This window comes from Erythrobacter sp. NE805 (genome assembly GCF_046452355.1).
Classification (GTDB): Bacteria; Pseudomonadota; Alphaproteobacteria; order Sphingomonadales; family Sphingomonadaceae; genus Erythrobacter.
Window position 1 is genome coordinate 92,916 of record NZ_JBKFDI010000003.1, and the last position, 18,401, is coordinate 111,316.

The 18,401-nt window shown below is 68.5% G+C and carries 18 protein-coding genes and 1 pseudogene; 5 read left to right on the forward strand and 14 right to left on the reverse strand.

Annotation, left to right across the window (positions count from 1 at the left end):
- Positions 1–9: 9 nt before the first annotated feature.
- From ACLBKU_RS11785 to ACLBKU_RS11800, 4 genes are read right to left on the reverse strand one after another with little or no spacing between them, the layout of a single operon-like run.
- Positions 10–594: an ABC-type transport auxiliary lipoprotein family protein gene (locus ACLBKU_RS11785; protein WP_410179752.1), complete on the reverse strand. Its 585-nt coding sequence runs from the start codon at positions 592–594 to the stop codon at positions 10–12.
- An 11-nt stretch (positions 595–605) separates the two neighbouring features.
- Entirely contained in the window at positions 606–1,553 is a 948-nt protein-coding gene (locus ACLBKU_RS11790) for an MlaD family protein (RefSeq protein WP_410179753.1), read from the reverse strand.
- A 49-nt stretch (positions 1,554–1,602) separates the two neighbouring features.
- Positions 1,603–2,409: an ABC transporter ATP-binding protein gene (locus ACLBKU_RS11795; RefSeq protein ID WP_410179754.1), complete on the reverse strand. Its 807-nt coding sequence runs from the start codon at positions 2,407–2,409 to the stop codon at positions 1,603–1,605.
- A 4-nt stretch (positions 2,410–2,413) separates the two neighbouring features.
- The gene (locus ACLBKU_RS11800) at positions 2,414–3,526 is read right to left on the reverse strand and encodes an ABC transporter permease (protein WP_410179755.1); all 1,113 of its coding nucleotides are present in this window, start codon (positions 3,524–3,526) and stop codon (positions 2,414–2,416) included.
- Between the two features lie 110 nt (positions 3,527–3,636).
- Here ACLBKU_RS11800 and ACLBKU_RS11805 point away from each other — a divergent pair, with 110 nt between their 5' ends.
- Complete coding sequence (locus ACLBKU_RS11805; protein ID WP_410179756.1) at positions 3,637–6,381, forward strand: valine--tRNA ligase; 2,745 nt, start codon at positions 3,637–3,639, stop codon at positions 6,379–6,381.
- Between the two features lies 1 nt (position 6,382).
- A complete protein-coding gene (locus ACLBKU_RS11810; protein ID WP_410179757.1) occupies positions 6,383–7,117 on the forward strand; it encodes a 7-carboxy-7-deazaguanine synthase QueE in 735 nt (244 codons plus the stop codon).
- A gap of 117 nt (positions 7,118–7,234) precedes the next feature.
- On the opposite strand, the gene ACLBKU_RS11815 is transcribed toward ACLBKU_RS11810, so the two are convergent.
- The 5 genes and pseudogenes from ACLBKU_RS11815 to ACLBKU_RS11835 all read right to left on the reverse strand — a co-directional run.
- A complete protein-coding gene (locus tag ACLBKU_RS11815; RefSeq protein ID WP_410179758.1) occupies positions 7,235–8,932 on the reverse strand; it encodes an ATP-binding protein in 1,698 nt (565 codons plus the stop codon).
- A gap of 99 nt (positions 8,933–9,031) precedes the next feature.
- Positions 9,032–9,808 (reverse strand): TIGR02186 family protein, encoded by a 777-nt coding sequence (locus tag ACLBKU_RS11820; protein ID WP_410179759.1) that lies wholly within the window; start codon positions 9,806–9,808, stop codon positions 9,032–9,034.
- A 22-nt stretch (positions 9,809–9,830) separates the two neighbouring features.
- A complete protein-coding gene (locus tag ACLBKU_RS11825) occupies positions 9,831–10,748 on the reverse strand; it encodes a sulfite exporter TauE/SafE family protein (RefSeq protein ID WP_410179760.1) in 918 nt (305 codons plus the stop codon).
- A 180-nt stretch (positions 10,749–10,928) separates the two neighbouring features.
- Positions 10,929–12,179 (reverse strand): hypothetical protein, encoded by a 1,251-nt coding sequence (locus ACLBKU_RS11830; RefSeq protein WP_410179761.1) that lies wholly within the window; start codon positions 12,177–12,179, stop codon positions 10,929–10,931.
- A pseudogene (locus ACLBKU_RS11835) lies at positions 12,176–13,003 on the reverse strand (glycosyltransferase family 2 protein); the annotation flags it as partial. The gene ACLBKU_RS11830 and the pseudogene ACLBKU_RS11835, both read right to left, overlap by 4 nt.
- Before the next feature lie 163 nt (positions 13,004–13,166).
- Here ACLBKU_RS11835 and ACLBKU_RS11840 point away from each other — a divergent pair.
- The 3 genes from ACLBKU_RS11840 to ACLBKU_RS11850 are packed head-to-tail and all read left to right on the forward strand — an operon-like array spanning position 13,167 to position 14,938.
- Complete coding sequence (locus ACLBKU_RS11840) at positions 13,167–13,988, forward strand: TIGR04255 family protein (protein ID WP_410179762.1); 822 nt, start codon at positions 13,167–13,169, stop codon at positions 13,986–13,988.
- A complete protein-coding gene (locus ACLBKU_RS11845) occupies positions 13,978–14,514 on the forward strand; it encodes a hypothetical protein (RefSeq protein ID WP_410179763.1) in 537 nt (178 codons plus the stop codon). Before ACLBKU_RS11840 ends, ACLBKU_RS11845 begins: the two co-directional genes overlap by 11 nt.
- Positions 14,515–14,527: 13 nt before the next feature.
- On the forward strand, positions 14,528–14,938 hold the full coding sequence (locus ACLBKU_RS11850; RefSeq protein ID WP_410179764.1) for a hypothetical protein: 411 nt from the start codon (positions 14,528–14,530) through the stop codon (positions 14,936–14,938).
- A gap of 3 nt (positions 14,939–14,941) precedes the next feature.
- On the opposite strand, the gene ACLBKU_RS11855 is transcribed toward ACLBKU_RS11850, so the two are convergent.
- The 5 genes from ACLBKU_RS11855 to ACLBKU_RS11875 form a co-directional block, all read right to left on the reverse strand.
- Positions 14,942–16,504 carry a recombinase family protein gene (locus tag ACLBKU_RS11855; RefSeq protein WP_410179765.1) on the reverse strand — a complete coding sequence of 521 codons (1,563 nt, stop codon included), beginning with the start codon at positions 16,502–16,504 and terminating at the stop codon, positions 14,942–14,944.
- A gap of 129 nt (positions 16,505–16,633) precedes the next feature.
- Complete coding sequence (locus tag ACLBKU_RS11860; protein ID WP_410179766.1) at positions 16,634–17,617, reverse strand: phage Gp37/Gp68 family protein; 984 nt, start codon at positions 17,615–17,617, stop codon at positions 16,634–16,636.
- Positions 17,617–17,901: a hypothetical protein gene (locus ACLBKU_RS11865; RefSeq protein WP_410179767.1), complete on the reverse strand. Its 285-nt coding sequence runs from the start codon at positions 17,899–17,901 to the stop codon at positions 17,617–17,619. The genes ACLBKU_RS11860 and ACLBKU_RS11865 overlap by 1 nt, the downstream gene beginning before the upstream one ends.
- Positions 17,898–18,218, reverse strand: a complete 321-nt coding sequence (locus tag ACLBKU_RS11870) for a hypothetical protein (RefSeq protein ID WP_410179768.1) — start codon at positions 18,216–18,218, stop codon at positions 17,898–17,900. The genes ACLBKU_RS11865 and ACLBKU_RS11870 overlap by 4 nt, the downstream gene beginning before the upstream one ends.
- Positions 18,215–18,400: a hypothetical protein gene (locus ACLBKU_RS11875; protein WP_410179769.1), complete on the reverse strand. Its 186-nt coding sequence runs from the start codon at positions 18,398–18,400 to the stop codon at positions 18,215–18,217. The genes ACLBKU_RS11870 and ACLBKU_RS11875 overlap by 4 nt, the downstream gene beginning before the upstream one ends.
- Position 18,401: the final 1 nt, after the last annotated feature.

Below are 18,401 nucleotides of genomic sequence, written 5' to 3' on the forward strand. Positions count from 1 at the left end.
ACCCCTCCGTCAGCCCCCCGCCACCCAGTCGGCGACTTCGCCCGCCACCCGGTTGGCCGCGGTGTTGAGCGCTGCGCCGACCGCGCGGGTCTCGGGGGCGATGCCGGTCTCGCGCGCCTCGAAGCGGCGGGTCGAGACCTTGCCCTCGGGATCGATCCGGACCGCGTCGAAGCGCACCACCGCGGACTGGCTCGGCGCGTCGTAGCCCATGTCGATCAGCGTGCCCCGCAGGGTGAGGCTCGGCAGGGTCGCGGTGCTGTCGCCGTCGATCACCAGCGCCTTCCCCCGGGCGCGGATCGTCTCGCCGACCAGCCGGCGGAACAGGCGCGCGGGCTTCTCGACCCAGAAGGCCTCCTGGAGATAGGCGAGCTCGGTATCGCTCACCGCCACGGGCACGCGCAGCACGTCGAGCTTGGCAGGGGTGTCGATCGACTGGACCGCGACCACCGGCTGCCCCGCCGCGCTCGCCGCACCGGCAGGCGCGGTGGCAGCGGGGCTGAGGGTCAGCAGGCTCGCGGGCGGATCACCGCCGAGGCTGATGCAGCCGGAGAGCGCAAGAAGCAGCGGCAGGGCGAACAGGGCGGGCCGGGTCATTGTCCAGTTCCTCACGGCTTGTAATCCGGCAGCGACTTGCCGCCGACCAGCGAGCGCGCGCCCTCGCTCTCGAGCTTCTCGGTGATCGCGCGCAGGCTCCGGGTGGTGGCGCGCAGGTCCTCGAGCGTCGCCTCGGCGGCGGGCAGCGTCGTGGTGCGCAGCTGACGGGCGGCGGGGCGGGTGTCCTCGAGCGTCGCCGAGAGCGAGGCGAGCGCGGCATTGGCGCTCTTCAGCGTCGCGCGCAGCTCCTGCGCGAGCGGCTCGCCCTCCTTGTCGAGGAGGTTGTCGGTGGTCAGCGCGAGCTTCTCGGCGGCATCGAGCGTCTGGTTCAATTCGGCGAGGGTCGTGCGGAAGTCCTTGAGGCTCGCCACCAGCTCGGGGCTCGCATCGGCGAGCCCGGCGCTCAGCCGGTTGGTGTTCCTGAGGATCCCGGCGATCTCCTTCTGGTTGTCGGGGCCGAGGATGACGTTGAGCTGCTCGGTGAGGGTCGCCAGCCGCTCGAGCAGCAGCGGCGCGTTGGCGACGATCTCGCCGAAGCCGCCGCGCCCGGGCGGGATCACCGGGCGCCCCTCGGGGCAGGCGGTGGTCTCGCAGGTGATCGGCGGATTGTCCTTGCGCGCCCCGTCGAGGAGGATCGTCGAGACCCCGGTGAAGCTCGCCTGGATGGTCGCCTGGGTGCCGACGAGGATCGGCACGTCCTCCTTCACCTTGATCCGCACGCGCACGAATTCGGGGTTGTCCTTGGCGAGCGCGATCTGCGTCACCTGGCCGACCGGCACCCCGGCGAAGCTCACCTGGCTTCCCTCGGCGAGGCCCGAGACGGACTGGCTGTAGAAGATGTCGTACTCGTCCTGCTCGCCCTCGTTGAGCCGCGCGATCCAGACGATGAACGCCGCCAGCGCCGCCAGCAGCACCAGCGTCACCGCACCGACCCACAGATGATTGGCTCTCGTCTCCATGCCTTGTCCTATGCGGCCCGGCGGGCGCGGTTGTCCAACATTATCCGGCTCATGCCTCGCCCCTCAGATGCGCCGCGTGCGCGGTGCGGCCGCGCGGGCCGTTGAAATATTCCTCGATCCACGGGTGGCCGGTGGCGATCAGTTCGGGGATCGTGCCGACCGCGATGATCTTGCGGTCGGCGATCACCGCCACGCGGTCGCAGATCTCGTAGAGCGTATCGAGGTCGTGGGTGATGAGGAACACCGTCAGCCCGAGCGTCTCCTGCAATTCGCGGGTCAGCCGGTCGAACTTGGCCGCACCGATCGGGTCGAGCCCGGCGGTCGGCTCGTCGAGGAACAGGAGCTCGGGATCGAGCGCCAGCGCGCGGGCGAGCCCGGCGCGCTTCTTCATCCCGCCCGAGAGCTCGGCCGGATATTTCTGCACCGCGCTTTCGGGGAGGCCGGTGAGCATCACCTTGTAGCGCGCGATCTCGGCCCGCAGGACGGGATCGAGATCGGGGTAGAACTGCTTGATCGGCACCTCGACATTCTCGCCCACCGACAATGTCGAGAACAGCGCCCCGCCCTGGAACAGCACGCCCCAGCGCTCGCGGACCACGAGGTCGGTCTCGGCGTTCTCGCCGCACAGGTTGCGCCCGAGCACGGTGATCCGCCCCGCCTCGGGCTGCTGGAGGCCGATGATCGAGCGCATCAGCACCGACTTGCCCGTGCCCGACCCGCCGACCACGCCGAGGATCTCGCCGCGCCGCACGGTGAGGTCGAGCCCCTCGTGCACAGCGAAGTCGCCGAAGCGGTTGACGAGGCCCTCGACCACGATCGCCGGCTGGTCGTCGTTCTCGGTGCGGGTGATCTTCATCGCCTCAGCCCCACCCGATCTCGGTGAAGAACACCGCGAAGAAGGCGTCGAGCACGATCACCGCGAAGATCGCCGAGACCACCGACATGGTGGTACGCCGCCCGACCTCCTCGGAATTGGAGCGCACCTGGAGGCCGTTGTAGCACCCGGCGAGCGCGACGATCAGGCCGAACACCGGGGCCTTGATGAGCCCCACCCACAGGTCGTGGGTCGGCACCACCTCCTGGATCCGCAGCAGGAAGGTGAGGAAGGGGATGCCCAGCCCGAACTGGCCCACGACCGCCCCGCCGACGATCGCCACCACCGAGGCGTAGAAGCCGAGGAGCACCATCATGAAGGTCGCGGCGAGGATGCGCGGGATCACCAGCACCTCGATCGGCGAGATGCCGATGGTGCGCATCGCGTCGATCTCCTCGGTGAGCTTCATCGTGCCCAATTGCGCCGCGAAGGCGCTGCCCGAGCGGCCAGCGACCATGATCGCGGTCATCAGCACGCCGAGCTCGCGCAGGGTGATGCGCCCGACGAGGTTGACCGTCAGTGCCTCGGCCCCGAACTGCTCGAGCTGCACCGAGCCCTGCTGGGCGATGACGATGCCGATGAGGAAGCTCATAAGCCCGATGATCGGCAGCGCCGAGACCCCGACCAGCTCCATCTGGTGGACCAGCGCCTTCACCGGGAAGCGGGTCGGGTGGCGGAGGAGGCTCGCCGCGCCGATCAGGATCTGGCCGAAGAAGCCGACCACCCCGAAGATGCCGCCACGCGCGTTGAAGACGTGCTCGCCGAGCTTGGTCGGCACGCGCTCCCACACCGGCAGGCGGTGGGGATGGTTGTCGCCCGCGGTATCGATCTCGCGCACCGCGGCGAGCAGGCGCTCGGCCTCGGGGCTCGCACCGGTGATGTCGCTGTCGAGCCTTCGGGCGAAGCGGCAGACCACGTAGGCGCCGACGGTGTCGATCTCCTCGACCTGCGAAAGGTCCACGACCTCGACCGGCCCGGGCATCGCCCTGAGCTCGGCCTCGATCGGGCCGATCCGGGCGAGCGTGAGCTGCCCCGACAGCACCAGCCGGGTGGTGCCCGCGCCGTCGTCGATCAGCGAATGTTGCGCGGCAGACTGCATGTCTTTGCAGCTATGGGGTGATTTTCCGCCCCCCGCAAGGCTCTCGCGCCCGCCCGGCGCCACCTCCATCATTGCATAGCAACATCGGTGCTGGCATGGCGCGGCCCACCATGACCGATACCCTCCCGACCACCTTCGACCCCGCCGAGATCGAGGCGCGCTGGTATGCCCATTGGGAAGCGAAGGGCTGTTTCCGCCCCGAACGTCCCGACGCCGAGGCCTTCACCATCGTCAACCCGCCGCCGAACGTCACCGGTTCGCTGCACATCGGCCATGCGCTCGACAACACGCTGCAGGACGTGGTGATCCGCTATGAGCGCCTCCGCGGCAAGGACGCGCTGTGGGTGGTGGGCACCGACCACGCGGGGATCGCGACCCAGATGGTGGTCGAACGCCAGATGGAAGCGCGGCAGGACAAGCGCACCAACTACTCGCGCGAGGCCTTCGTCGAGAAGGTGTGGGAGTGGAAGGCTGAAAGCGGCGGCACGATCACCAACCAGCTGCGGCGGCTGGGGTGCTCGATGGACTGGTCGCGCGAGCAGTTCACGATGGACCCGCACTTCACCAAGGCGGTCATCAAGACCTTCGTCGACCTCTACAACGACGGCCTCATCTACCGCGACAAGCGGCTGGTGAACTGGGACCCCAAGCTGAAGACCGCGATCAGCGATCTCGAGGTCGAGACGCAGACCATCGCGGGCAGCTTCTGGCACTTCAAGTATCCGCTCGCGCCCGATGAAAACGGAAACCCCTTCACGCTGCCGGACGGGCGCGATTATCTGGAGGTCGCCACCACCCGCCCTGAGACGATGCTCGCCGACATGGCAGTGGCGGTGAACCCGGCGGACGAGCGCTATGCCAGCGTCGTCGGCAAGCACGTGATCCTGCCGCTGACCGGCCGCCGCATCCCGGTGATCGCCGACGAGCACGCCGATCCCGAGCTCGGGAGCGGCTGCGTCAAGATCACCCCGGGTCACGACTTCAACGATTTCGAGGTCGGCAAGCGCGCCGGGATCGCGGCGGGCGAGATGCTCAACATGCTCGATGCCGAGGCGAACGTGTGCCAGACGGCCGACGGGCTGGTGCCGGAGGAATTCCTCGGCCTCCACCGCTTCCGCAAGGACGGCGAGGACGGCGCGCGCGAGTTGGTCGTCCGGCGGATGAAGGAGCAGGGCTTCCTCATCCCGCACATCGTCGAAAAGGACGGCGAGCGTGTGGAGCACGACGCCGAGCCGCGCCAGATCGCCACCCCCTTCGGCGACCGCGGCGGCGTGGTGATCGAGCCGTGGCTGACCGACCAGTGGTATGTGAACGCCGCGGAGCTGGCGAAGAAGCCGATCGCAGCGGTGCGCTCGGGCGACATCCAGATCGTGCCGAAGACCTGGGAGAAGACCTTCTTCAACTGGATGGAGAACATCCAGCCCTGGTGCGTCAGCCGCCAACTGTGGTGGGGGCATCGGATCCCGGCGTGGTTCGCCGAGGACGGCCGCTGCTTCGTCGCCGAGACCGCCGAGGCGGCGCAGGCCATGGCGGGCGAAGGTGTCGCCCTGACGCAGGACGAGGACGTGCTCGACACGTGGTTCTCCTCGGCGCTGTGGCCCTTCGCGACGCTGGGGTGGCCGGAGGGCGACAGCCCGCTCCTCCAGAAGCACTTCCCCAACAGCCTCCTCATCTCCGGCTTCGACATCCTGTTCTTCTGGGATGCGCGGATGATGATGATGGGCTTCCACAACATGGGGCAGAAGCCCTGGGACAGGCTCTACCTCCACGGCCTCGTGCGCGCGGCGGACGGGGCGAAGATGTCGAAGTCCAAGGGCAATGTCGTCGATCCGCTGGGCCTCATCGACCGCTACGGGGCCGATGCGCTCAGGTTCTTCATGGCGGCGATGGAGAGCCAGGGCCGCGACATCAAGATGGACGAGAAGCGGGTCGAGGGTTACCGCAACTTCGCCACCAAGCTGTGGAACGCGGCGCGATTCTGCCAGTCGAACGGGATCGGCGCCTCGGACAGCATCAAGGCCCCGCCCGCCCGCCTCGCCGCCAACCAGTGGATCATCGGCGAGGTCGCGGCCTGCGTCGCCGAGATCGAGCGCGCGATGGCGGACCTGCGGTTCGACGCCGCGGCGAACGCGATCTACCAGTTCACCTGGTCGAAGTTCTGCGACTGGTACCTGGAGCTCATCAAGCCGGTCTTCGCCGGGGACGCCGACAGCCCGCCCGCGGTCGAAACCCGCGCGGTCGCCGGGTGGGCGCTCGACCAGATCCTCGTGATGCTCCACCCCTTCATGCCCTTCATCACCGAAGAGCTGTGGCACAAGCTGGGCACCCGGCCCTACGAGCTGATCGTGGCGCAGTGGCCCAAGCCGGAGGCGGAAGTCAGCAAGGAGGCGACCGACGCGATCGACTGGGTGATCGACCTCACCACCAGCACCCGCTCCGCGCGCGCCGAACTCGGCATCGCGCCCGGCGCGAAGCTGGCGGCGTTCCTCGCCTCGCCCTCCGAAGTCGCAGCGCGCACCATCGCGCGCTCCAGCGCCGCGATCGAGCGCCTCGCGCGGCTCGCCCCGGTGACCATCGGCGAGCCCCCCGCCGGTCCGGCGATGCAGGTGACCGCGGGCGAGGACGTCTTCGTCATCCCGCTCGAGGGGATCGTCGATATCGCGGCCGAGAAGGCGCGGCTCGAAAAGGCGCTGGCGACGAGCGCGAAGGAGGCCAAGAGCCTCGAAGGCCGCCTCTCGAACCCCGCCTTTGCCGAGAAGGCCAAGCCCGAAGCGGTCGAAAAGGCCCGCGCCGATCTCGCCCATCACCAAGGCGAGGTCGAGCGGCTGACCGCGGCGCTGGCGCGGCTGGGGTGAGGTGAACCTCACCCTCGCCACCGACGACACCGGCGGGCCGGAGATCTTCGCCTCGCTGCAAGGCGAAGGGCCGAGCATCGGGATGCCGGTCGCCTTCGTGCGGCTGTCGCGGTGCAACCTCGCCTGCCAGTGGTGCGACACCGCCTACACCTGGCGGTTCGAGGGCGACAACCGCCCGCACCGCGACGGGCTCGCCTATGACCGCAAGGCCAACCAGGTGACGCTCTCGCCCGAGGAAACCGCCGCGCGGATCGCCGCGCTCGGGCAGAAGCGCCTCGTCATCACCGGGGGCGAGCCGCTGCTTCAGGCCCCCGCCCTCGCCGCGATGCTGGAGCACCTGCCCGACATGAGCGTCGAGATCGAGACCAACGGCACGGTCGCTCCGCCGGTGCGGCTCGATATCCGGGTCGACCAGTACAATGTCAGCCCCAAGCTCGCGCACTCCGGCAACCCCGCCGACCTCGCCCTCGTCCCCGAGCGGCTCGACGCATGGGCAAGCGAGCCGCGCGCCTTCCTCAAGTTCGTGATCGCGAGCCCCGCGGACGTCGAGGAGGTGCTCGCCCTCCACCGCCGCTACCGCTTCCGGCCCGAGCGCGTCTTCCTGATGGCCGAAGGCAAGGACAGCGCCACCCTGCGTGCGCGGCAGGCGTGGCTGTCGGAGTTATGCCTGAAGCACGGCTTCCGGATGAGCGACCGGATGCATATCCATCTTTATGGTGACACGCGGGGGACGTGATCCCTCGTCATTGCGAGGAGCGAAGCGACGCGGCAATCCATGGCCCATGGGTACCGCTCGCGGGAACGTCCGGCCATGGATTGCTTCGCCTGCGGCTCGCAATGACGAAGATAGCTTCTAACCCTGCGAGCGCCAGCGCATCACCACGCGCTCGACCAGTTCGTCCTCGCCGCCGTCCTTGCTCCACAGCTCGACGAAGCTCGGATCTTCCGAGGCGGGGCGCTTGTGTTCTTCGAGCGCGTCGAACGTCACGCGGATCGGGATCGCGACGCCCTCGCCGCAGATGATGCATTCGCGGTTCCTGAGCGCCGGGATCGAATCGAGGAACCCGCGCGCCCCTTCGGGCATCGCGGCCTTCACGAAGGCCTGGTCGCGGTCGTTGTTGAGGCGCATCGAGATGATCGTGCCGCATTGCGAAAGCACGCCCTCGGCAAGGTCCGAGGGGCGCTGGGTGATGAGGCCCAGCGAAATGCCGTATTTGCGGCCCTCCTTGGCGATGCGCGAGAGGATCTTGCCCACCGACGATCCGTCGGCGTTCTTCTCGTTGGGGACGTAGCGGTGCGCTTCCTCGCACACCAGCAGCACAGGGCGGGTCTTCTCGTCACGGCCCCAGATCGCGAAGTCGAAGACGAGGCGGCTCAAGACCGCCACCACCGTCGAGGTGATGTCCGACGGCACGCCCGAGACGTCGATGATCGAGATCGGCTTGCCGTTGCCCGGCATGCGGAAGATCTTCGAAATGAAGTCGACCATCGTGTCGCCGACCAGCATCCCTGAGAACATGAACTGGTAGCGCGGGTCGGCCTTGATCTCGTCGAGCTTCTGCTTGATCCGCATGTAGGGCGCGGTCGAGGTCGCCTTGTCGAGGCGGCCCATCTCGTCCTGGAGGATGTTGCTGAAATCGCTGAGCAGGTAGGGGATCGGGCTGTCGACGGTGATCTTGCCCATCACCTGCGCCAGCCGGTTCTTGGTGCGCGCGGCGAGCAGCACCTTGGCGAGAATGTCGGAATCCATCTGCCGCTCGTTGCCGCTCGAGGACAGCAGCACCTCGCAGTGCTCCTCGAAGTTCATCAGCCAGTAGGGCATCTGGAGGTTCGAGACGTCGAGGATCTGCCCCGTCTGGCGGAAGGCGGCGGAGTATTCGCCGTGCGGGTCGATCATCACGATGTGACCCTTGGGCGCGGCCTCGCAGATGCGGTGGAGGATCAGCGCGGCGCTGGTCGACTTGCCGGTGCCGGTCGAGCCGAGGAGGGCGAAGTGCTTGCCGAGCATCGCGTCGATGTAGAGCCCGGCGCGGATGTCCTTGGTCGGGAAGACCTTGCCGATGGTGATGCTCGCGCGCCCGTCGCTCGCGTAGATCTGCTCGAGGTCGCGGGTGGTGGCGGGATAGATCATCGCGCCGGGGATCGGATAGCGGGTGACGCCGCGCTTGAAGCCGTGGATGCGGCCCGTCAGCTTCTCCTCGCCGCCCTCGCCGAGGAAGTCGATATGGGCGATGATCCCGCCCTCGGTGCGGCGGTCCTTGCGCTGGTCGCGGACGTTGGCGAGCAGCCAGGCGTCGCCGACGCGGATCTTGATCTGGCTGCCGACCTGGCCGGTCATCGCGATCGAGGGATCGGGGTCGGCCATGCACTCGGTGATGCGCTGCATGTCGAGCGCGATCTGCGAGCCCGAGCCCGAGATCTCGAGCACCACGCCGATCGGCAGGCGGGCATTGTCGAGGCTGCTCTCGGCGCGGGCTGCGGCGAGCTCCTCGGCGCCCGCCGGGTTCGGCCCGGTGAAGCGTTCGAAATCATGCCTGCCGTGATCGATCATCTGCGCCTCTCCCTCGCGCGCCCCTGAAACCCGGAGGGAATAGGGGAAGCGAGGTTAAGATCGCGTCAACATTGCACTTTCCTGCAATGGCGCGCAGGTTCAGGTGCGGGCGAACAGCCGCCCGGCGATCCACCCCATGCCGAGCGACAGGAGGATCGCGCCGAGCCCGTAGAGGAACGAGAAGCGCTGCGCGGCGGTCACCACCTGCCCCTCGAGCCCGGCCTTCACCACCTCGATCCGCGCCGTCGCGCTCGCCACCACCCGGCCGCGCGCAACCGCGAAGGTCTCCGCCGTGTAGCGCCCGGTGGTGACGTTGGAGGGCAGGTCGATGCGCGCCTGGTAGAGCACCTTCTCGCTGATCCTGACGCCGCCGGGGTTCTCCTGGTAGAGCCCCTGCCGCTCGCGCAGTTCGACCAGCCCGCGGGCGAAGCGCGCCTGCTCCTCGGGGTCGATTTCGCCCGAGGGGGAAAGCTGGATGAACTCGGTGCCGAGCTCGTAGATCGCCGCGGTGCGCGGGTCGACGATCGCGCCGACGGGCCGCGAGGAGGCGACCGCGAAGAACGAGGGGGCGGAGCGGAAATCGCTCGCCTCGGCGTTCATCCAGATGCCGGCGATGCGCGCCTTCTCGCGGATCCGGACCGGCTCGGTCGGGCCCTTGAGCACCACCACGATGTCGTAGTCCCCGGCGCGCCCCTGCGCCTCGGGATCGATCACCGCGCCGTAGAGGAGGAGGCGCGCGCCGGTGAAGCCCTGGCGCACCTCGATCCGCGACTGGCTGACCTCGGGCACGAGGATCGGCTCGCGCTGGGCGGCGGCGGGGGCCGCGAGCCCGGTGCAGGCGAGCAGCAGCGCCAGCCCCCGACGCACCACGCTCATGCCGCTGCCCTCGGGTTGCCGGTCACAGCGGCTCCACGGTGTAGATCTCGTCAGGCGCGACACCGAGGCCGTAGAGCATCCGCAAGGCGATCAGCAGCACCAGCGCGGCGAGCGCGAGGCGCAGGTATTCGGGCCTCGCCTTCAATGCGATCTGCGTCCCGAACTGCGCGCCGAGCACCGAGCCGAGCAGCAGCAGCCCGGCCAGCACCAGATCGACCGCACGGGTCGTCAGCGCGTGGGTCATGGTGGTGACCATCGTCACGAACAGGATCTGGAACAGCGAGGTGCCGACCACGACATTGCCGCTCATGCCCAGGATGTAGAGCATCGCGGGCACCAGCAGGAAGCCGCCGCCGATCCCCATCAGCATGGTGAGGATGCCGACCCCCGCGCCGAGCAGCAGCGGCGCGAGCGGGGAGATGTAGAGGCCCGAGGCGTAGAACCGCCAGCGGTAGGGCAGCGAGGCGACCAGCGGGTGGTGGCGGCGCTTCCTCACCTGCGGGCGTGCCTTGCCGAGCAGGCCGGGGCGCAGCGTGTCGACCGCCTCGCGCATCATGAGCGTCCCGATCGAGCCGAGCATCAGCACGTAGAGCACCGAGATCACCACGTCGATCTGGCCGAGGCGCTGGAGCAGGCTGAACAACCCAGCCCCGACCAGCGCGCCGACCATGCCGCCGACCACCATCACCGCACCCATGCGGTAATCGACGCCCTTGCGCCGCGAATGGGCGAGCACGCCCGAAACGCTCGCCCCCGTCACCTGCGTCGCCGCCGAGGCCGCCGCCACCGTCGGCGGGATGCCATAGAAGATCAAGAGCGGCGTCGTCAGGAACCCGCCGCCCACCCCGAACAGGCCCGACAGGATGCCCGTCAGGCCGCCGAGCAGGACGATGTAGAGCCCGTTGACCGAGAGATTCGCGATGGGCAGGTAGACGTCCATGCGAGGGACGCTAGCCGAGGCGGCGGAGGGATTAAAGCCGCGGGGGATACTTGTTCTCCGCAAGTGCGGCCCTGCGGCCCACCCCCAGCCCCTCCCGCAAGCGGGAGGGGAGCGAGACTTGGCGGCTACGCCGCCTGGTCGCAGCGGGGTGGGCCTCCGCCGCGCGTGGCGAAAGGGCCTCTAGAACCCCGTCGTCACCGTCGCCGCGATCCCGGAGCCCGGGGCGGCGGCGCCGGCGACGTGGTGGCGCCAGTCGACCGAGACGCGGGTGGGGATGCGGCCGACCTTCAGGTCGAAGCGCAGGCTCGGGCCGACGTCGACCCGCTCGACCCCGCGCTGCGCCCCGCCCCACACGCCCGCGCCGAAGCTCATCTTCAGCGCGTCCTTGCTCATCCGCCCGACGAAGGGGAGGTCGCGCATGATCGTCGCCTGGCCGTCGGCGAAGGCGGTCTCGGCCTTGCCGCCGACCCAGCCCGCCTGCCCATAGGCCTCGAGGCTCGTGCCGAGCGGCAGCCTGATCGGCGGCAGCTCGGTGATCGCCAGCGCCGCCGGGCGGACCGCGGAACCGGTCGGGAACCAGGTGTAGCGCGCCTCGGCGGCGACCCGCACCGGCACCGCGGGCAGCGGCCGGACCGAGGCGCCGAGCGCCGCCTCGCTCTCGCCGCCCGGGATCAGCGCGCGGTAGCCCCGCAGGTAGAGGCGCGGGTCATGGCGGCTCCTGGTCGCGAGGCGGTATTGCAGCAGCGCCCCGGCCTGGCTCGCGCCGTAGACCGGCAGGCGGCCCTGCGGGATCGGCGCGGCGCCCGAAGAGCCCTGGCGGTTGAAGGCCCAGGTGTCGAGCGACCAGCGGCGCGGCTTCTTCGGCGGCTCGGCGGGCGCGCGGGGGGCGGCGATGCCGGAGGGCAGGACCGGCGCGGCGGCGACCGCGACCGCGCCCGCCTCGCCGTGGGCGAGGAACTCGGGCCGGATCGGCTGGCCGGGCGGCAGGCTCGGATAGGGCGAGACGCCGGGGAGCACGATCGGCGGCGCGGGGTCATAGGCGACGAGGCGGCGCGGGCGCGGCGCGGGCACGAGCACGTAGCCGGGCGGCGCGTAGCCGGGCTGCCCGTAGCCCGGCGGCGGCGGCGCGTAGGCCACCTGCGGATAGGCTGCCCCGGGCATCGGCAGCCCGACCGCGACCGGGTCGTAGGCCGCCTCGGGCAGGGGCACGCCGGAGAGCAGCAGCGGGCTCGCCAGCGAGCGCGGGGCGATGCCCGCCGGCGCTGCCGGCGCGGCGAAGGCCGGGGCGCTCGCGGAGAAGGGGTCCTCCCACCACAGCATCCGCAGCATCCCCCAGCCCGCGAACAGCACCAGGATCATCACCAGCGGCCCCCCCCGGGACCCGAGCCGCGGCGGCTCGGCGCCGTGGGCGAGGGGCTGGCCGGCGTTCACCTCGTCCCCGTCCGCGCCATGCCGAGGGCGCCCTCGCCGCGCCCGCGCGCGGGGTTGGCGTCATGCTCGGTCTTGTCCCAGGCCGCCGCGCGCCCGGCGAGCGCGGCGATGTAGCTGAACACCGCCCGCCGCCCGGAGACGATCGCGATGACATTGGCGAGCGGCACCCTGAGGATCGCCCAGAGCCCCTCGTTCATGCCATATTCGCGCGCGGTGAAGGCGAAGCGCATCGCGATCCGCCACGCGAAGGCGAGCGCATTGAGGCCGAGCACCGCCTTCAGCGCAGGCGAGAGCGGCAGCGGCTCGGCGAAGCCGAACAGCACCATCAGGCCCATCGCCCCGGTCAGCAGCACCAGCGCATAGCCGACCAGCAGCAGCAGCGCGGTGAGCGGCCCGCGCCGGTCGCGCGCGCGCATCCAGAACTCGACCAGCCCGCCCGCCCAGCCGACCCGGTCCCAGCCCTGCAAGCTGATGCCGAGCACCCAACGGCTCTTCTGGCGCACCACGGTACTGAACAGGTGGGGGAAATAGGCGCGGGTGGCGATCAGCCGCCCGTCCTCGCCGCGCGCCCGCACGAAGCGGCAGCGCCCGCCCGCGGCGGCGATCGCGAGGCCGAGCTCGTAATCCTCGGTGAGCGAATCGCTGGCGAAGGGCACGCCCTCCGCGCCGTCCTCGGCCTTGCGCCGGGCCACCAGCCAGTCGAGCGCCCGGCGCGAGGCGGCGCAGCCCACCCCCGCTCCCGGCAGGCCTGCGCCGAGCGCGTCGCGCACCACCATCGCCTTGCCGTGAGCCTCGGCAAATTGGTCGTTACCGCAGCGTGCTGTTGAGTGTTTGGTGCGGGCTTTCGGTCAGATTAAGGCGGGTGCGGTACTTCCGTTCCAGTTGACACTACCCACCTATTGGACGCATCAGTCCGCGCAGCGTGACGTGGTGCGGTGATTTCGCCTTACCTAATCTCGCCTTGGCATCGCGCCATTAGGATCGTCAGTGAAACCAGTCAGGCCGAACTTCGAGCGCCCTCCCCTTCAGGAACAGGCGATATCGGTGGTCTTTCAACCCCTGAGTGGGTTCCGAATTGTGGACTACGGCCTCTTCTGGTCGGAGATTGCTGACGCGTTCCCGGAGGTCAGCACAGATAATCCGATCGAGGCCCCCATTGAGCAATTCGAGGGCTTTCGCCCGACGGCGATGTCATTCCAGCTGGTCACCGCGCCGCCGTTGCCGCGGGCGATGTTTCGGAATCCAGCTAGCGGGGAACTCGTGCAGCTTCAGCACAATCGGTTCACCTTCAACTGGGCTAAGGTAGAAGGACAGGAGTACCCGAGGTCGGAGCCTCTTATGGCTCGCTTCGAAGAGCTGTTCATCGCGTTCGAAGATTACGCTCGCCGAAACGATCTTGGTGATCTTCGGCTGACGCAGTGCGAGATCACCAACCTTAACGTCATACCTGTTGCTGATTTCGGTACGAAGTTCGCGCAGCTGAACAGAGCTCTCGATGTAGCGGATCCAGATTGGAAGATCGATTGCCTGGAGCCTGAGATTGTTGAGCGATCTATCCAGCAGCGGATTATCGACGGGACCGGTGCATCAGTAGGGCGACTGCATGCGGTGATAGCTCCCGTTATCTCGAATGTGGATAACTCACAGGGCATTCGATACGAACTTACAGCACGAAGTGCGCCGAACATCTCTACGCTCGAGCAGGCAAAGAATTTCTTTGGTTTAGCTCGCAATGCGATTAACGCGGCCTTCATGGCATCCGTTACAGACGAGATGAAAGCACATTGGGGAGAGATCGATGGCCACTAATCTGGCTCAGGTTGATCGCAGCTGGGAGCAAAGTGCAGCTCCTTTCCCTGCGCAGCGATACATGCAGGCCGACATGGCGCTGCGCGCGATCCCGCGCGGGAAGATCGTTGAGCAGATCGAACCTAAGACGTTCAATGTGCTAGGCGTGGAAATTGTTTGGATTCCTGATGGCCGTGAGTTCCCTCCGGCGATCTTGTCGGCCATCAACAGCCTGTATGAGTTCGCTGAACTCGAGCAGAACTGGGACAGCTACAGTGGTCGCCCACTCGACGTGAGTGTGGTCGCGCCGACGCTCAAGCTTCTTTTTGCCAGTCATAGGCGCGGCGAAAAGTGTAGTCGCCTTGTCCCGCTACCTAGCGGCGGCGTTGGGCTCAGGTGGTCCTCGGGTAACAGGTCGATAGAGGTTGATCTCTACCCCGGCGGTCGCTGTGACGTTTCGATCGAAGATGTGGAAACGGATCAGACACAGTACTTGGACGCAGTCACCGTTGACGAAGCTGAACGGGCGCTAGCCGACCTTCGCTGAGCCAGGTGCACTGGTGCTAGAACTGCCTGGCTGGGCGAAAGATGATCCGCTAATCGCAGGGCCGATCAGGCTTTTGCGCCGCGTGCACCCGATGCTGGTTCATCAGGGGCAGATCGAGAAAAACGTCTTCGATGACAAGGAGCCCGGTTGGGGGCTGTCAGTGACTGTTTGGGAAAGCCCGGCGGACCTCGAGGACGTCATGCGAGATCACGAGGATTTCTCGGTGGTCTGCGTAACGGCAGCGGATTTCAGAGACCATGGAGTGGTCATCGCGCGCCGCCCTCTTGTGGGGAATCTAAACCACTGCGAGATCTTTCCAAGACTGACGAACAGCCAGAAGAAGAAACTGAAAAGCGTCCACAAGTGGGTCTACTATGCCGACTCAGTTCTCCCTGAACACAGAGGCGCACTAGAAATCTTCTAGGCCCTAAGCCCGCCGCCTCTCCGCCAGGGCGAGCACCTCGTCGATGTGGCGGATCACCTCGAGCTCGACGCCGCGCTTGCCTTCTGAGGGGGTGACCACGATCCGGGCGATCAGCTTGCGCAGCCGGGGTGCGGCTTCCTTTCGGGTTTCCTCGTCGGCGAGCTCTTCGTGCAGCTGCTCGATCGCCTTGCGGTACTGCTGCGCGAGGCCGGGGTGCAGCGCGATCGCGGGGAGCGCGTCGAGGCTGGCGAGCTGCTGACGGGCGGCGGCGGCTTCGGCCTTGGCGCTTGCGAGGGCCGTGCGGATCTCGGGGAACTCGCTGCCGCCGTCGGCCAGTGCGGCGATGAGGTTGGCAACTTTCCGATCGGCATCGGCGGCGCGGCGTTCGAGCTGGGCGCGCTCGCGCACCGCCTCGCGGGCGCGACGGGTGTGCTCCTCGCGGTACTCCTCGAGATAGGCCTCGACCACGTCTGGCGCGAGCATCTGGTCGCGCAGCTCGGCGAGCACGCGCTGCTCGTACTCGTCCTTGCTGATCAGCCGCCGGTTGGAGCAGGCGTTGCCGTCGACGACGCTGCCGCAACCGAAGTAGCTGTCGCGGGTGATGATCCAGCTGCCGCCGCACACGCCGCACTGGCCGAGCTTCGAGAGCAGGTGCCGCGGGCGGCGCTGACGGTGGGCCGGGCCGGTGCTGCGCGCCTCGAGCTCGTCCTGCACCATCTGCCAGAGCGCATCGTCGATAATCCGCAGATGCGGTGCCTCGCCGGTGGCGATCTCGCCGCTCGCCCGGCGCGTGCCACGCTTGCGGGTGCGGGGATCCGTCACGGTCTCGGTCCGGCCGTAGAGGAGCTTGCCGATGTAGATCGGGTTGGTAAGGATCGCGAGGCCGTCGCGGCGGTGCCCGGCGATCGTTGAAGCGCGCCAGATCCCGCCGCGTGGAGCCGGGATGCCACCGGCATTCAGGTCGCCCGCGATCTGCCGCGCGCTGCGGCCATCGGCATAGTCGCGGAAGATGCGTTGCACGACCTCGGCCGTCGCCGGGTCGATTTCGCGCAGCCCCCGGATCGGCTCGCCGCGCTCGTCCAGTTTCGCCACCCGCCGGTAGCCATAAGCCACGCCCGAGGGCGAGCGCCCCTGCGCGATCACGCCGCGGTGGCCACGACGGACGCGCTGGGCGAGATCCTTGCGGGTGCGGGCATCGAACAGGCTCTTGATGGTGCCGGTGATGTCGTCGACCACGCCATCCATCAGGGTGAAGAGGCGCGCACCGGCGTGCTCGATCAGCTCGCGCACCGCGAATGCGTCGCCCTGGTGGCGGGCGATGCGGTCAGTGCTTTCGGTCAGGACCTGGTCGATGCCGCCGCGCTCGACCCGCTCGAGCAGCGCGGCAAGGCCGGGGCGCTGGCTCTCGTCGATCCCGGCGGCACCGCTGATGGCGCGATCGTGGAACTCGCCGATGATCTCCCAGCCCTCGGTCTCGGCCCGCGCGCGACAGGCGGCGAGCTGGTCCTCGATCGAGCGGGGGTTCTGCAGCTGGCTAGAGTAGCGCGCGTAGATCAGCGTTCGCACGGCTCGTCTCTCCCCATGATTGCGTCTGCGAGTCCCGGGCCGCGGCAATGTCGCGCCTCGCGTGCGCCCGCGCAAGGGCGCGTGCGATCTCGAGCACGAGCGGATCCGAGGGAGGGCGCGCGGCGGGTTTCACGAGCGCTTCGGCATCCCGTTGTGCTCGACGCCGTCGAGCAGGCGCCCGGCGCGCTTCTTACCGATGCGGTGAACAACCGCCCCGTCGATGTCGCGGGTCTCGCGGACGCTTGTCGCGTCGACGACGTAATCGTTGGCGAAGGCGGGATACCACTCGCCCCATTGCTTGAAGAAGAAGGGGACGCCGGCGGCGGCGCACTGGTTTCGGAGGGAGCGGGCCCAGTCGGGGTGCATCGGGCGCGCGCCCGCGCCGCTTTCGCCGCCGACCACTACCCAGTCGATGGATGCGGTCAAATCCTTCGCGTCGCGCGCCCACATCGCATCGATGATGCTGACCGGCCCTAGCAGGGGTTCGGCGCTGATCCAGCGGACGGCGGCGGGGGTGGCGAGCAGGTCGGGGATGCGCTCGTCGGCGCGCTGCTGGTCCTCGACGCTGACGCCGAGCCAGACGTTCGGGAGGGGCCACCAGTTGCAACCGCCGATGTTGGACGCCTGATACCGATGAAGATCGAGCGCTTCGGCTGCACCATGCACGCGGTAAAATGCAGCCTCGTTCCAGTTCTCCGGAGCCCGCTCCTCTTGCCAGCGATGGCGCAGATACTCGCGCATCCGTGCCGAGCGCTTCGTGAGCACCTGGAAGGTGTGCTGCGGGCAGAGCGCCATCACCGCGAAGATGCGGTCGATCCACGCGTCGGGCACGCTCTCGTGAAAGAGGTCGCCGTGGGCGCAGACGAAGATCATGCGCGGGCGCTTCCAGCGCAGGGGCTGGTCGAGCCATTGCTCGTTGAAGCGGACCTCGCCCGTCCAGACCGGCCCGGCCCTGCTGTCCTGCGTCAGGCCGGCGCGGCTCGGGTGCTGCGCGAGGCGTGTGCCGGCGAGCTTCATCGCGTAGCAGTTGGTGCAGCCGGGGCTGGCGAGGGAACAGCCGGTGATCGGGTTCCAGGTGGCCTCGGTCCATTCGATGTGGGTGCCGTCAGCCATCACTCTTCCTCTTCGCTGTTGGTGTCAGCCGGGTCGGCCTCGGCAAGGGCCTTGCGGGCGTTGGCGGCCCAGCGAAGGACGAGCTGCTCGCCGTTATCCCAGGTGCAGCTGGCGGTGACGCCGGCGAGGCGCAGGGTGTTGGTGTTGCCGAAGACGAACTGCGCGCCGATCCCCATCAGCGAGTCACGGGCTTCGCAGGTAAGCGCCGCCCAATCATCGGCATCGTTGATGTTGCGGATGATCGCGAGCGCGGCCTCGAGCTTGGCGCGGCGGGCGGGGGTCATTGGGTGTCATCCCCGGCGAGAGCGGCTTGCAAGGCGGCCTTCGTTTCGTCGCTGAGGATCGAGACGAAGAGGCGCACTACCGCTCCGCGGCAGTCATCCTCGGCCGCGCGGCTGCACTGGTCGATCGCCTGCTCGAGGACGTCACGAGCCGTGATGGTCATCATTCCGGTCGCGCCGGCCTCGGTCAGCATGGCCAGACCGTTGCGCTTAAGCACCTCGAAGATCTGCTCGCCGACGTGGCCGGCCATGTCCTTCACGATGTGGTTGGCCTCGGCGAGCAGGAAGTCGGCGAGCTTGTTGTTGTCGTCCTCGCTCACGACTTCACCTTGGCCAGCAGGCCTCCGAAGAGCTTCTCGAAGATGTCGGCCTCGCGGGCGCGCTGGCGCTGTTCCTGCCATTCGCGGTTGGTGACCGGCGGGCGGCTGCGGACGATCGGGATGAGGTAGGCGGGGCGGCCGTTGCGCGTCGCGATGCGGCCGCGGTTGAAGCGGGTGCTCATT

Bases quoted from the DNA above. Each gene is read 5' to 3' on its own strand.
- ACLBKU_RS11875 (WP_410179769.1), bottom strand. From the start codon at position 18,400: ATGAGCACCCGCTTCAACCGCGGCCGCATCGCGACGCGCAACGGCCGC.
- ACLBKU_RS11845 (WP_410179763.1), top strand. From the start codon at position 13,978: ATGGCCACTAATCTGGCTCAGGTTGATCGCAGCTGGGAGCAAAGTGCA.
- ACLBKU_RS11820 (WP_410179759.1), bottom strand. From the start codon at position 9,808: ATGAGCGTGGTGCGTCGGGGGCTGGCGCTGCTGCTCGCCTGCACCGGG.
- ACLBKU_RS11865 (WP_410179767.1), bottom strand. From the start codon at position 17,901: ATGACCCCCGCCCGCCGCGCCAAGCTCGAGGCCGCGCTCGCGATCATC.
- ACLBKU_RS11805 (WP_410179756.1), top strand. From the start codon at position 3,637: ATGACCGATACCCTCCCGACCACCTTCGACCCCGCCGAGATCGAGGCG.
- ACLBKU_RS11815 (WP_410179758.1), bottom strand. From the start codon at position 8,932: ATGATCGATCACGGCAGGCATGATTTCGAACGCTTCACCGGGCCGAAC.
- ACLBKU_RS11785 (WP_410179752.1), bottom strand. From the start codon at position 594: ATGACCCGGCCCGCCCTGTTCGCCCTGCCGCTGCTTCTTGCGCTCTCC.
- ACLBKU_RS11795 (WP_410179754.1), bottom strand. From the start codon at position 2,409: ATGAAGATCACCCGCACCGAGAACGACGACCAGCCGGCGATCGTGGTC.
- ACLBKU_RS11825 (WP_410179760.1), bottom strand. From the start codon at position 10,748: ATGGACGTCTACCTGCCCATCGCGAATCTCTCGGTCAACGGGCTCTAC.
- ACLBKU_RS11790 (WP_410179753.1), bottom strand. From the start codon at position 1,553: ATGGAGACGAGAGCCAATCATCTGTGGGTCGGTGCGGTGACGCTGGTG.
- ACLBKU_RS11860 (WP_410179766.1), bottom strand. From the start codon at position 17,617: ATGGCTGACGGCACCCACATCGAATGGACCGAGGCCACCTGGAACCCG.
- ACLBKU_RS11800 (WP_410179755.1), bottom strand. From the start codon at position 3,526: ATGCAGTCTGCCGCGCAACATTCGCTGATCGACGACGGCGCGGGCACC.